Annotated in this window: 9 protein-coding genes; 4 read left to right on the top strand and 5 right to left on the bottom strand. The window is 67.4% G+C overall.

Annotated elements, in window-relative coordinates:
• Nucleotides 1–6: 6 nt before the first annotated feature.
• Nucleotides 7–1668 (bottom strand): hypothetical protein, encoded by a 1662-nt coding sequence (locus BFL43_RS24470; protein ID WP_143695526.1) that lies wholly within the window; start codon nucleotides 1666–1668, stop codon nucleotides 7–9.
• The gene (locus BFL43_RS24465; protein WP_143695524.1) at nucleotides 1665–2966 is read right to left on the bottom strand and encodes a hypothetical protein; all 1302 of its coding nucleotides are present in this window, start codon (nucleotides 2964–2966) and stop codon (nucleotides 1665–1667) included. Before BFL43_RS24465 ends, BFL43_RS24470 begins: the two co-directional genes overlap by 4 nt.
• A 102-nt stretch (nucleotides 2967–3068) precedes the next feature.
• On the opposite strand from BFL43_RS24465, the gene BFL43_RS24460 reads away from it, so the two are divergent.
• Nucleotides 3069–4637: a molybdopterin-dependent oxidoreductase gene (locus tag BFL43_RS24460; protein ID WP_084895599.1), complete on the top strand. Its 1569-nt coding sequence runs from the start codon at nucleotides 3069–3071 to the stop codon at nucleotides 4635–4637.
• A gap of 6 nt (nucleotides 4638–4643) precedes the next feature.
• Here the strand turns inward: BFL43_RS24460 and BFL43_RS24455 are convergent, their stop codons facing one another.
• Genes BFL43_RS24455 through BFL43_RS24445 form a run of 3 tightly spaced genes read right to left on the bottom strand, consistent with a single transcriptional unit; the run spans nucleotide 4644 to nucleotide 7587 of the window.
• On the bottom strand, nucleotides 4644–5288 hold the full coding sequence (locus tag BFL43_RS24455) for a TetR family transcriptional regulator (protein ID WP_084895597.1): 645 nt from the start codon (nucleotides 5286–5288) through the stop codon (nucleotides 4644–4646).
• Between the two features lie 58 nt (nucleotides 5289–5346).
• Nucleotides 5347–6882: an MFS transporter gene (locus BFL43_RS24450; RefSeq protein WP_084895595.1), complete on the bottom strand. Its 1536-nt coding sequence runs from the start codon at nucleotides 6880–6882 to the stop codon at nucleotides 5347–5349.
• 3 nt (nucleotides 6883–6885) lie between these two features.
• On the bottom strand, nucleotides 6886–7587 hold the full coding sequence (locus tag BFL43_RS24445) for a PadR family transcriptional regulator (protein ID WP_084895758.1): 702 nt from the start codon (nucleotides 7585–7587) through the stop codon (nucleotides 6886–6888).
• A gap of 93 nt (nucleotides 7588–7680) precedes the next feature.
• Here BFL43_RS24445 and BFL43_RS24440 point away from each other — a divergent pair, with 93 nt between their 5' ends.
• From BFL43_RS24440 to BFL43_RS24430, 3 genes are all read left to right on the top strand, one after another.
• Nucleotides 7681–8733, top strand: coding sequence for a glutathione S-transferase C-terminal domain-containing protein (locus BFL43_RS24440; protein ID WP_084895593.1), 1053 nt, complete (start codon nucleotides 7681–7683; stop codon nucleotides 8731–8733).
• Nucleotides 8734–8740: 7 nt separating this feature from the next.
• Nucleotides 8741–9520 carry a hypothetical protein gene (locus BFL43_RS24435; protein WP_084895756.1) on the top strand — a complete coding sequence of 260 codons (780 nt, stop codon included), beginning with the start codon at nucleotides 8741–8743 and terminating at the stop codon, nucleotides 9518–9520.
• A gap of 83 nt (nucleotides 9521–9603) precedes the next feature.
• Complete coding sequence (locus BFL43_RS24430) at nucleotides 9604–13353, top strand: ABC transporter ATP-binding protein (protein ID WP_240498463.1); 3750 nt, start codon at nucleotides 9604–9606, stop codon at nucleotides 13351–13353.
• Nucleotides 13354–13376 lie beyond the last annotated feature (23 nt).

The raw sequence follows: 13376 nt of genomic DNA, 5'->3' as shown, positions 1-13376 counted from the left end.
GCGCGGCTAACCCGGCGCACTCTCGACGACGACCGTACCTGCCACCCCGGCGACCAGCAGGCGCGTCGGCCCCGGCACCGCATATCCACTTCGGTAGCCGTCCCCGACATCGTAGTTCGACTCCATCTCAATCCTGCGGCCCTCGGCATCGACGACGACGATCTCGCAGAAGTACGGTGCGTTGTCGCTGGTACAGGAGTAGTCGACCAGGTCCGCCGAGGGCTCTGCCTCGATCACGCTCACCCCCGCGTAGATCGCGCTCGACACGGGAGCTATTTGCACCGTGATCTCGTCAGAGACCCCGATACGTCCCACCGGTTCACGCGCAGCCAACCGTGAGAAGTCCATGTGCACGACTGCTGTGAGCAGGTCGGCGTCGACGCCGGCCAGTTCACGCACGGCGATTCCCATCCAGTCGAAGTAGGTGGCGACGGGGCTGACCTTCCAACCGCCGTCCTGCGGGATCGCGACGAGGTGCCCGAGCGACCGGTAGAGCCTGCTCGCGAACTCTCCGCCATCGGAGATACATCCACCCTCGTCCGGTTCGTCGTCGGCGACGAACCGGACGCAATCGCCGTCGAAGTCGATCGTCGACCGCCGCCCGTCCGCCCCCAACTCGAGCCCGATGTGCGAAATCTTGATGCGGGCCTGCCTGTTCTCCCCCGGCGTGACGTCGAAGTCGGTGTCCCGCACCGTGATCTGCACATCGGCACCCAGACCCAGGTCAGGGTCGGACTCGAGTTCCGCGTTGATACCCGCGGCGTAGGTACGCAACAGCCGCGCCTCCACGCCGCCCATGGCGTCGGCCACGTACCCGATGTCGGCGGTCGCGATCGTCTCGGCCAACCCCTCGACGAATCCGGCTGCAGCTTCGTCCGGTGAGTCGAAGGTGACGTCCGATTCACCAGAATCCGCGGTCTCCCAGCCGGACTCCTCCGCCAGGTACTGCGCGCCGGTGAACATGGGACTGACGAACCAGCCACCACCACGGCGTACCGACATCAGAAACGGAGGTTGAGCGTCACCACCGATGACCACGGACTCGCTGCCGGAATCGCGCTCGGATCCGCCCCGGTATTCGTACGACACCTCGGGCCCGTCGATCGACACCGTGACCCCGATGGACCCGAGGCCCTCTATCCCGGCGTCGGGGATCAGATCGGCCAGCGATTCGGTTGTCTTCTCGTCGATCTCGATCACGATCGTCGCCTGCTCTATCGTCACCTTCGACAGGTCTTGCGCGATCTCGTCGCTCGACAGGGACAGGTCCGACACGTCGATGTTCACGCCGTCCAACTGGTCGGTCATCGAGTCCGCAGAGCCGCCGATCGACCCCTGCAGATCCGCTGTGTCGCGTAGCAACCCGGCGACCTGCAATGTCTCGTCGGGCGGCAGCAGCAACCCCAGAGCCGTCCAGTCCTTGTCCTCGAGAGCGTCGAAGAACCGCTGAACCGATGCGGTGGCCGACGTCGCTCCTCCCACCGCGTTGACCAACAAGCGATTGGCGACGAACCCGGCCGTCGTCAGGAGCGCGATCACGACGAGGACGATGAGAACCTTTGCGGCGGCGCGGCCGCGCCGCCGCGGCGGCGGCCCGGACGGCGACTGCCACTGTGGTGGAAGCCCGCCGGTCGGGTATGGCGGGGCACTCGGGGGTACGTGGCTCATCGCCCGGTCCCGTCGGGCTGCGCGCCGGGGCCCGGTGCTGCCCAGCTGATGAATCCGTCCGGTGGTGACCCGGGTTGGGGGCGCGAGTGCAGTCCGGGGGCCAGCAGCTCACGCCAGAAGATCAGCGCGGGGACGATCACACCGGTCAGCCACAGCGCCATCGGCGCCGGATAGTTCCAGTTGATACGAACGCCCATGGTCACGAGTACCGCGAGGCCGATCGCGAAGAGCACCGCAGCCACTGCGAGCAGTGCGCCGCGCTGCGGGGCGGCACTCCCTGACAGGCGCTCCCGGAGGTAGGTCGCACCTGCGACGGCCACCGTGAAGAACACCAGTGCCGCCAGGGTGGCGACGGACGCCGAGTACAACGTCAGCCGAACCACCGACACCGCCACCCACAGCGTCGACACCACGAGTACCAACCTCAGTGGGGGCAGGTAGTAGTCGCGCTGTGTCATGGCGAGAGGGGTGGCGAGCGCCGGAGATGCCGCGGCCGCCCCGAGACCACCGAGGAACCCGATCCCGAGGTAGCCGAGCTGGACCGTGTCCACGGAATCGAAAGGGGCCCCGGGGATCGAGACGACCAGGGCCCAGGTCGCCGCCGCCCAGCCGAGGAGGGACAGGCACAGAGCCCCGCCACCCCTGCCTGCCGCAGCGGCCGCCACGAGCTGCCCGACGATGGCGAGCCAGCACAGGGCGACCAGAGCCGTGACGAGTGGATCGAGGACCCCGACCCTGATACCGGCGATCGCATCGACGCCGTCGACAAAGCGGTACAGCGCCGTCGCCACCGCGGACAGCGCTGATGCAGCGAACAGGCCGCCGGTGATTATCAGTACTGTCCGCGCCTGTGAGCGGGTCCTGCGCAGATCTACGACGTCGAAGAGTTCGGAATCCCGTGGCTGGGCGGCCAGCACGGCACCGGCGAAGCCGATCCACACCGCGGGACCCAGACCTGTGCTGCCGTAATCCCATTCGGCCCAGCGGCTGAACACGTCCCAGCCGAGGTACACCGCGACAAGTGTCAGATAGGGAACACCGAAGAGAAGTTTGGTCAGCCGCAATCTCGCCGGGGTCCAGCGCGGACCGAACACACCGCGACGGCTGGCCGCGGGCAGCATCAGGGAGAGCAACGAGAGCGCGGTGACGATGGCGACATCGACGCGGAGGGCACCGACGTCGTCGGCATTCCATTGCAGCGCAAGCGACACGAGCAGTGCCACAGCGGCGAGGACGTCCCGCGTGCGGTCGGCCCGCGTCGGTATCGCCCCCGGCATCAACAGTTGCCCCGGTGTCAAATCTGCCTGACTTCTCCTCCCCGAGCCCCACGAGAGTTCACATCGTAGGTCATCGATCGGCCGATCAACCCGCACGCGGCGCCGACGCGGATACTGGATCGCATGTCCTTCACTCCTCGCCAGGGCGCAGCGGCCGCCGCGCTCGCCGGTATCCTCGGCGCCGCCTTGGGTGTCGGGGTGGGTTATGTGCTCGCGCCGCTGGTGGACAGGGGCGCGGCTCCTCTCACGGCAGTCGGTGGCGCGGTCATCGATCGTGCGCCCGAAGCCGCCCGCGAGTTCGCCATCGAAGCGTTCGGGACCTCGGACAAACCGGCGTTGCTGGTGCTCATCGCGCTGATCATGGCGGCGCTGGCGGCCTGCGCCGGGCTTGCGGAACTTCGCAGGCCACCGGTCGGGCTCGTCCTGTTCGCGCTCGTCGGGGTCCTGGGCTCCATCGCCGCGGCGACGCGGCCGACCGCAGACATCACCTGGGCGGTGCCGACGATCCTCGGGGTCGTGGTGGGTCTGGCCGCCCTGCGCGGACTAAGACGTCGGATCCGACCCCGCACCGACCCGACTCCGCGAGACGCCGGAGCCGGCATCGGACGGTCGGACGACGCGGCCGACGCAACCGACAGGAGAAAGTTCCTGCTCGGCGCGGGGGCAGTCGGCGGCGGTGTGATCGTCACCGGCCTCGGTGGTGTGGCCCTGCGACGTTCTGTCGGCAATGTCGGAGCGGACCGCGCCGCGTTCGACGTACCGACCGCAACCAACTCGGTGACCACCGCGGCGCCGGGCGCCTCGCCCGGCACACCTTTCCTCACCCCGAACGACGACTTCTATCGCATCGACACCGCGCTCACGGTGCCGCAGGTCGACAGCGAACGCTGGTCGCTGCGCATCCACGGCATGGTCGAGCGGGAGGTCCGTATCGACCTTGCCCAGTTGCGTCGCGAGCACACCGCTGTCGACGCTGTCGTGACGCTCACCTGTGTGTCGAACTCGGTCGGTGGCGATCTCGTCGGCAATGCCACCTGGACCGGCTACCGCCTTCGAGACCTGATCGCCGCGGCAGGGCCCGCCGCGGAGGCGGACATGGTGCTCTCGACCAGCGCCGACGGCTGGACGGCCGGCACCCCGCTGGCTGCACTCACCGACGGCCGTGACGCCATGCTCGCAGTCGGGATGAACGGTGAGCCTCTGCCGATCGAGCACGGGTACCCGGTTCGGATGGTGGTCCCGGGGCTCTACGGCTACGTGTCCGCGACCAAGTGGGTCGTCTCGTTGGAGGTCACCAGATTCGATCGCGCACAGGCATATTGGACGACCCTGGGGTGGGCCGAAAAGGGACCGATCAAAACGAGTTCGCGTATCGACGTCCCACGCCCCAACTCGTCGGTCTCGACGGGACCGGTCACCGTCGGCGGGGTCGCCTGGGCCCAGGGCCGCGGCATCAGCGCGGTGCAGGTGCGCGTCGACGACGGCCGGTGGCAGGACGCCGAACTGATCGACCCCGACCTGGTCGACGCGTGGCGGTTGTGGAAGTGGGAGTGGGACGCAGAGCCCGGCCGCCACCAGTTGACCGTCCGCGCCATCGACGGCGAGGGGAATCCGCAGACCGAGACCAAGGCCCCCTCGGTCCCCGATGGAGCCAGTGGACTCGACACGATCGGTGTGACCGTCCGCAGCTGAACCGCGTCAGCGCGGTGTGGCGCTCGCGGCGATCCAGCCGGCGATCTGGGCGAGAGATGCACGGGCTGCGTCATCGTCGCGGTCCACGAGCCACCACTGGACCGTTCCGAACAAAGTCTGCAACGCAGAGCGGACAAGAATCCGCTCCGACACCTCCCACCGCATCTCGCAGCGATCCCCGATTTCGCGGAGATAGGCGTGTCCGTACTTCTCGGCGATCTCGTTCTGCATCTTCGCCTGCCCCGCCGACGCCGACTCGGTCGGCTGCCGCAGCGAGAACAACATCGATTCGAGCATCAACAGCCACCGATTCGGGAACTCGGACGCCCGTCGCCACACCGCGATGAGAGCTTCTTGTATCCACTCTCGCAACGCCTCTCGGCCGGTACCCAGATTTACAGTCGGCACCGACGCCAACAGGGCCTCGAGTTGTTCGGCGACCACCTTTTCGATCATCGCCGCGACGAGTTGCTCTTTGTCGTCGAAGCAGTAGTGCACGACACCGAGCGAGACCTTGGCCTCTTCGGCAACGCCGCGCACGGTGACCGCGCTCATCCCGCCGCGATCGGCCAGCGCGAGGGCACAGTTGATCAACTGCGCACGCCGGGCCTCCATCGACAATCGTCGTGATCCCGGGACGTCACTGCGCATGGCGCACAGTACATATCGCAGCGGCAATCGCGTCAACCGGGCAACGCGTCCTCACTGGTCAATCCCGCGTCGCGGCCGCTGCCGCAGCGGACTCGGTCTCGACCGGCCTTTTGTCCGCCGGCGCAATCATGTGACGCGGCTTGGCCATGAAGGTCGCGGCCACCACACCCAGCAGTAGTGCGGCGGCAGGCAGGAACAACGACTGGCCCATGGCCGAGGAGAAGCCGTCCCGCACCGCTTCGGGCAGTTGGCCCACCACCGCGTCCATCGACTGCGCGCCGAATGCCGGCACCTCGGCGGCGATGCGGGTCTGCATCAGGGCACCGACAGCGGCGCTTCCGAGCACCGAGCCGATGAGCCGGGTCGTGTTGTAGACGCCGGCTCCCGCGCCGGCGCTGCTCATCGGCAGATTGCGGGTCGCTGTCGCACCCAGTGGTGCCCAGATGCCGGAACTGGCGACACCCATCAGCGACACCGGCAGGAGCAGCTGCCAGATCGGTGTGGTGGGGGTGGCGATCACGCCGAGCCAGGCAATCGCTATCGCGTTGAGCAGCAATGCCGTCGCGATGATGTTGCGCGGATTGACCTTGTCCACCTGTCGGCCCACGATCGGGGCGAGCACACCGGTCAGGACTGCCATGGGGACGGTGACCACGGCCGATTCGGTCGGAGACAGGCCGCCGACCAACTGCAGGTAATACATGAGCGGCACCATCATCCCGGCCGTCGCGAATCCCATCGTCGCGATGCCGAGACTGGCGAGCGAGAAATTGCGGTCGAGGAAGAGTTTCAACGGTACCAACGGTTCGGCGGACGACCGTACCTGCAGGATCTTGTGCTGCCAGTAGACGAACAGGCCCATGACGGCGACCCCGATCCCGATGAGGGCCCAGATCCAGGGCGCCCAGTGGTACTTCTCGCCATCCTGGATACCGAATACCAAGGCAGTCATGCCGATACCGCTCAGCGCCACCCCGATCAGATCGAAGTTGCGCTTGTTGGTGGGCACGGTGGGGACGAGCTTCCAGGCCAGCACCAGACCGATGATCCCGACCGGGACGTTGACGAAGAAGATCCATTCCCAACCGAGACCGTCGACCAGGATGCCACCGGCCAGCGGGCCGAGCAGCGTGGCCACACCGGCCACTGTCCCCCACACCCCCATCGCCGCACCGCGTTTCTCGGCGGGAAACATCCTCGTGATGAGCGCCATCGTCTGGGGGGTGATCAGTGCCGCGCCCACCCCCTGCAGACCGCGGGCGAGAATGAGCATCTCGATCGACTGAGCCAGCCCGCACAGCACGCTGGCGACGGTGAAGACGATCAGGCCGAGCTGGTAGGTGCGCTTGGGGCCGAACCGGTCGCCGAGTCGCCCGGCAACCAGCATCGGCACCGCGTAGGTCAACAGATACGCACTGGAGACCCAGATGACGCCGTTGACGTCGGTGTCCAGCGCTCGTTGGATCGCGGGCTGGGCGACCGCCACGATTGTCATGTCGACCAAGATCATGAAGAAGCCGATACACAGGGCGCCGAGCGCGAGCCAGGGCCTGGTGGAGATCGGTGCGGTGGGAGCCGCGGTGGGACTGCTCATCGATCAGACCTCGTTCCGTGATGGTGTGCCCGACCCCGGGGTCGGTGCCTCGTCTGCGTGGTGGCTGTCTGCATGGTGGCGCTCGTCGTGGTGTTCGTTGTTCGCTCGGCGGTGCCATTCGTCGAGCCACATCAGTTGTCCCGTTGCGAGACGGTCGCGCAACTGCCCGATCCATGCGATCTGGGCTGCCAGTGCGACCCGCCGACAGCCGGCGTCGAGCATGAACATCTCCGGTAATTCCCTCGCTTCTGCGAGCGAAACCTCCGCGTCGATCGCATCCAGATGGTTCTGCATGGCGTGCAGTCGCTGTTCGAGGAGATCGACGACCTCACCACGACCGATCGTGTGCGCTTCGGCCAGCGCCAGATACAGCGCCGGGTATTCATCGGCAGGCGTGCTCAGCATGACCGCGATGTTGTCGCGCAGCATCGCTCTGCCGTCGTCGGTGATCGCATAGACCGTACGCTCAGGCCGATTGCCCTCGCGCTGAACCTCGCTGACGAGCAGCAGTTTTCGGTCGTGGAGACGATCGACGGTGTGGTAGAGCGAGCCAGGGCGCAGCTTGGCGAATCGGTCTTCCCGGCGTTCGACGAGGGTCTGGAACATCTCGTACGGGTGCATCGGCCGTTCGGTGACGAGGCCCAGGACGAGGACCGCGAGAGGGGTCAACTCGACGCGTGCTGCTCGACCCTGCCGCCCCGACATCGTGCCCACCCCCGTCAACCCGAATACTCCGGACGGAATGTACCGCTCCGAACCCACAAAGCCCAACCGCGACGAGCGACTACTCTGGGAGCGATGAGCATCGAGGAGGCAGACGCGGGGACCGAGTCCCCCGGCAGCTATGTGACCACCGGCGAGGAGTTCGTCCGTGACACGAACTACATCGACAACCGGATCACCCGCGACGGCGTCGGCCCCGCCGGCGAGACCTTCCGGGTCGAACCGGGCCGTTACCGGCTGATCGTCGCGCGGGCCTGCCCGTGGGCCAATCGCGCGATCATCGTGCGCCGACTGCTCGGCCTCGAGTCTGCGCTGTCGATGGGGATGTGCGGACCCACCCACGACTCCGACAGCTGGACGTTCGACCTCGATCCCGGTGGCGTCGACCCGGTGCTCGAGATCCCACGCCTCAAGGACGCCTACCTCGAGCGATATCCCGACTACCCGCGAGGTATCACCGTGCCCGCCATCGTCGACATCCCGACCGGTGCGGTGGTGACCAACGAGTTCCGGCAGATGACCCTCGAATTCTCGACCGAGTGGGTCGATCACCACCGCAAAGGCGCACCCGATCTGTATCCGGTGCGGCATCGAGAGGAGATCGACGAGGTCATCGACGTCGTCTTCAAGGACGTCAACAACGGCGTCTATCGCTGTGGATTCGCCGGCGATCAGCGGGCCTACGATGTCGCCTACGACCGGCTCTTCGAACGCCTCGACCAGTTGTCCGACCGCCTGCGCGAACAGCGATACCTGGTGGGCGACACCATCACCGAGGCCGACGTGCGACTGTTCACGACGCTGGCCCGCTTCGATCCGGTGTACCACGGTCACTTCAAGTGCAACCGCAGCAAATTGAGCGAGATGCCCGTGTTGTGGGCGTATGCGCGCGATCTGTTCCAGACCCCCGGGTTCGGCGACACCGTCGACTTCACCCAGATCAAGCAGCACTACTACATGGTGCACACCGATATAAACCCGACCGCGATCGTGCCGCGCGGCCCCGACCTCTCCAACTGGCGCAGTCCCCATCACCGCGAAGAACTCGGCGGTAGACCCTTCGGCGACGGAACCCCGCCGCCCCCACCCCGTGACGGCGAAGTCGTACCTGCCGGACAAGGAGCCTGAACTCCGCATGGCAAAGAAACAGCTCTCCTCCATCGGTGACGGCCAGGTCGTCGGCGCCGCCCGCAAGACCGAGGGTGTGGTCGACAACCTGGTCGACCACGCTCAGCACCTCCAGGCGCCTGCCGTGGCCAAGTACGTGCACCACCTGCGCCGCGAGCACCCCTACGAGTCACCCGCCCAGATCATCGAGCGCCTCGAGCACCGATTCCTGCTGGCTGTCACCGGATCCGGCGGGGCGGTCGGCGCGGCCGCCGCGTTCCCCGGAATCGGGACCGTCGCGTCATTCGCCTCGCTGGGCGCCGAGACGGTCTTCTTCATCGAGGCATCCGCGCTGCTCTCGCTGGCTGTCGCCGAGGTGCACGGCATCCCGATCACCGATCGCGAACGCCGAAAGGCGCTGGTGTTGACCGTCGCACTCGGCGAGTCCGGCCTTGCGGTGGTGCGTGATTCGCTGGGAGCGAAGTCCGGCAATCTGGCTCGCGCCTTCGGCGGTGTCATCCCCACCCCGGTCCTCAAGACGCTCAACAAACGCCTGGTCAAGACCTACTTCAAGAAGTACACACTGCAGAAGCTGCCGCTCGCCTTCGGGAAGCTGCTCCCTGCCGGTTTCGGCGCGGTGATCGGTGGTGTGGGCAACCGTGCCCTCGGCAAGATCATCGTGAACAACTCGCACAAGGTGTTCGGTCCGGCCCCGATGGCATGGCCCGCGGCGGGCGGGCCACCGCACATCGTGTCGGGTGGTGCCCCGCAGATCGTGTCCGGTCACGACGGGCCGATGTCTAGTTGACCCGAACCGAAGGGGTCCGTCTCACCCGTCCCGAAGGGGGCCGGACGAACAAGCCCGAAGGGTCCCAGCTCACCGATCGCTGGATCCGGCGACTGGGTCGTGAGTGTCTGCGGCACCGCCGTCTGGTTGCGATCACCCTCAGCGTCACCGGCCTGGCCGTCCTGATCGACCTGACCGTACCGCTGCTGACCAAGGCAGCCATCGACGAGGCGACGGGCGCGGCGTCCCACGGATACACGATCGGGGCCATCGCGGTAGCGATGGCTGTGCTCGCCTTCGTGCGTTTCGGCTGCCAATACGGCAGACGTGTGACCGCAGGCCGTTTGTCGCTGAATGTCCAGAACTCGCTGCGATTGTCGCTGCTGAGCAGCGTGCTCCGACTCGGTGGCGCCGCGCAGGACCAGATCCGTACCGGCCAGGTGGTCTCGAGGTCCATCACGGACCTACAGCTCGTACAGGGGTTGCTGGCCATGGTCCCGCTCTCTCTCGGCGCCGCGGTGCAGGTTGTCCTCGCTCTCGGCGTGATGTTCTACCTCTCACCACCGTTGACGCTCGTGGCCCTGTTGGTGATCCCGACGGCGGCGGTCGTCGCGTTCGCGAGCCGCAAGAAACTCTTCGCCGCGACCTGGTCCGCACAACAATCGGCGGCGGACCTCGCCCAGCACGTCGAAGAGACCGTCACCGGGGTGCGGGTGGTCAAAGGGTTCGGCCAGGAAGAACGAGCGGTGGACGAACTCGTCGGCTTCGGGCGGCGACTCTATGCCCGCCGGATGCGGTCGGCGAAGATCAACGCGCGATTCGCACCGACGCTCGCCGCAGTACCCCAGATCGGCATGGTGGCCATCATCGCGCTCGGCGGCTATCTCACGATGAACGGATCCATCACCGTCGGGACGTTCCTGGCCTTCGCCACCTACGTGACGACCATGACAGGTCTGGCGCGACTGCTGACGAGCCTGCTGGTGTCCGCGCAATTGGCCCGCGCCGCGGTCGAGCGGGTCTACCAGGTGATCGACGAGCCACCCGATCCCGCGCTCGCCGCGACCGGCCGCCTCCCCGACGGACCTCTCGGCCTGACCCTGCGCGACGTCGGCTTCACGTATCCGGGCGCTTCGTCACCTGTGCTTTCCGGGGTCGATCTCGACATCGCGCCCGGCGAGGTGGTGGCCGTCGTGGGCAGGCCCGGATCCGGCAAGTCGACGCTCGCACTGCTCGCCGATCGATTTCACCGGCCCCAGACGGGGATCATCGAATTGCGGGGTGCGGACCGCGGGTTCGACGTCGGTGACCTGGCCCCGGACGAATTGCGATCGGCTGTCGGCGTCGTGTTCGACGAGCCGTTCCTCTACTCCGACACCGTCGCCGCGAACATCGCCCCGAACGCCCACGTCGGCAAGTTCGACGAGGACGGCCCGCTGCCCGGCGGTATCGAGTCCGCAGCCAGGCGGGCGCATGCAGATGGCTTCGTCTCGGGCCTGGCCGACGGATACCGGTCGGTGGTCGGCGAGCGCGGCCTCACCCTCTCGGGTGGTCAACGTCAGCGCATCGCCCTCGCCCGGGCCCTGTACGCCGATCCCCGCATCCTGATCCTCGACGACGCCACGTCCGCGGTGGACGCGCAGACCGAGGCGGCCATCTTCACACACCTGCGTACGTCGACGCGCACGATGCTGATCCTCGCGCACCGACGATCCACCCTCACGCTCGCGGACCGGGTGGCAGTCCTCGACGCAGGCCGCATCATCGACGTCGGGACCGAAGCGGAGCTCACGGCGCGCTGCCCGCTGTTCCGTTCGCTGATGAGCACCGATGTCGACGAGGTCGACGACCTCGAGGACGAGTTCTCCGAGCTCCTCCTGCCCATCGAAGCGCTGTGGCCCTCCGACGCGCCTGCGCCTGTCGAACGTCGACGCAGGCAAGCGCCCCCGGCAACCCTCGGCGTCCGGGGCGGAGGGGGCATGTCCGGCGCGCTCGGAGCGATGGCCCCGACACCCGAACTGCTCGAGTCCGTGGCCACCCTCCCGCCGGCGACCGAGGATCCGGCCACCGACGACACAGAGATACGAACCGACCGGCCCGACTTCTCGCTGCGTCAACTGCTGCGTCCGGTGCGCTGGCTGCTCGCAGTCGTGGTGATCTGTATCTCGGTCGACACGCTGGTCTCCCTCGCCTTCCCCACCATCGCGCGTTACGGCATCGACGGCGCGACGGACGAACAGTCCGGCCATTTGTGGATCGCTGCATTCGCGGGCCTGGGCGCGGTCGCGATCGGTTTCATCGCCGCCGCGGTGATGACCGTGATCACCTCCCGGGCCGGTGAACGAGTGCTGTACGCGCTGCGGGTCCGCAGCTACGCGCACCTGCAGCGCCTCGGTTTGGACTACTACGAGCGCGAACTGTCCGGCCGGATCATGACGAGGATGACGACCGACGTCGATGCGCTGTCCACGTTCCTGCAGACCGGACTGTCGACCGCGATCGTCAGCTCTCTCACGCTCGTCGGCGTCGCGGTCGCACTCATCTTGACCGACGCCTCGCTCGGACTGCTGATGCTCGCCGTGTTCCCGCCGATAGTCATCGCCACAGTGGTCTTCCGGCGCATCGCCGCCCGCGCGTACACCCGCTCCCGCGAACTCGTCAGCGAGGTCAACGCCGACTTCCAGGAAAACGTGGGCGGCGTGCGCACCACCCAGGCCTACCGCCACGACGGATTCGCGATGGCTCAGTTCACCGCCCGCGCAGCCGCATACGTGCGCGCGCGAATGGTCTCGCAGCAGGCGATCTCGATCTTCTTCCCGTTCATCACGTTGATGTCCGACCTGGCCACCGCGGGCGTGATCGCCTTCGGCGCACATCAGGTCGCCGTCGGCGAGACCAGCCCGGGCACCCTGGTGGCCTTCGTCCTCTACCTCGGGATGCTGTTCGGACCCGTCCAGCAGCTCTCGCAGGTCTTCGACGGATACCAGCAGGCCCTGGTCGGGCTACGCCGGATCTCCGACCTGCTGGCCACCCGGAGCCGCGTCCGATGCCCCGACGGCGCGGACGGGACCGCGCCCGCGAGTCGAGCAGACGAGCACGGTTTCGCCGGGCATGCCCAGCTCGACGGCGTCGGCTTCCGCTACCCGGGCGCGGTGCGCGACGCCCTGTCGGACGTCGACCTCGATCTGCCGGCAGGAACGTCACTCGCGCTCGTCGGGGAAACCGGTGCGGGCAAGTCCACGATCGTCAAACTCCTGGCCCGCTTCTACGACCCGACCACCGGATCTGTCCGGATGGACGGCACCGACATCCGCGACTTCCGGCTCGGGCACTACCGGTCCAGACTCGGCGTCGTGCCGCAGGAGCCGCATCTGTTCACCGGAACGGTCGCCGACAACATCGCGTTCGGCAGGCCACAGGCGACCCACGACGAGATCGTCGCCGCGGCGCGCGCGGTCGGCGCGCTGTCGATGATCGCGGAACTCCCGGGTGCGATGGCACATCCCATCGGCGAACGCGGCCAGGGACTCTCTTCCGGGCAGCGGCAGCTCATCGCACTGGCGCGGGCGGAGCTGGTGAACCCCGACCTGCTGTTGCTCGACGAGGCCACCGCCACTCTCGATCAGGCGACCGAACGCCGGGTGATGGCGGCGGGCAGGCACCTGACGGGCTCGCGCAGCTCCGTGATCGTGGCGCACCGCCTGGCCACCGCTGCCAGGGCAGATCGGATCGCGGTGGTCGCGGGCGGACGGATCGTAGAGCTCGGAACTCATTCGGAACTCTTGTCGTTGAATGGCAGGTACCACGCGCTGTGGAAGGCGGGTATCGCTCCGGATGAGGTCCCGAGTCAATGACGACTCGTGGTGGTGACCGACCG

The organism is Williamsia sp. 1135 (genome assembly GCF_002095395.1).
Classification (GTDB): domain Bacteria; phylum Actinomycetota; class Actinomycetes; order Mycobacteriales; family Mycobacteriaceae; genus Williamsia.
This window is presented reverse-complemented; position numbering and strand designations above follow the sequence as displayed.

Bases quoted from the DNA above. Each gene is read 5' to 3' on its own strand.
- BFL43_RS24445 (WP_084895758.1), bottom strand. From the start codon at position 7,587: ATGTCGGGGCGGCAGGGTCGAGCAGCACGCGTCGAGTTGACCCCTCTC.
- BFL43_RS24470 (WP_143695526.1), bottom strand. From the start codon at position 1,668: ATGAGCCACGTACCCCCGAGTGCCCCGCCATACCCGACCGGCGGGCTT.
- BFL43_RS24440 (WP_084895593.1), top strand. From the start codon at position 7,681: ATGAGCATCGAGGAGGCAGACGCGGGGACCGAGTCCCCCGGCAGCTAT.
- BFL43_RS24460 (WP_084895599.1), top strand. From the start codon at position 3,069: ATGTCCTTCACTCCTCGCCAGGGCGCAGCGGCCGCCGCGCTCGCCGGT.
- BFL43_RS24455 (WP_084895597.1), bottom strand. From the start codon at position 5,288: ATGCGCAGTGACGTCCCGGGATCACGACGATTGTCGATGGAGGCCCGG.
- BFL43_RS24435 (WP_084895756.1), top strand. From the start codon at position 8,741: ATGGCAAAGAAACAGCTCTCCTCCATCGGTGACGGCCAGGTCGTCGGC.
- BFL43_RS24450 (WP_084895595.1), bottom strand. From the start codon at position 6,882: ATGAGCAGTCCCACCGCGGCTCCCACCGCACCGATCTCCACCAGGCCC.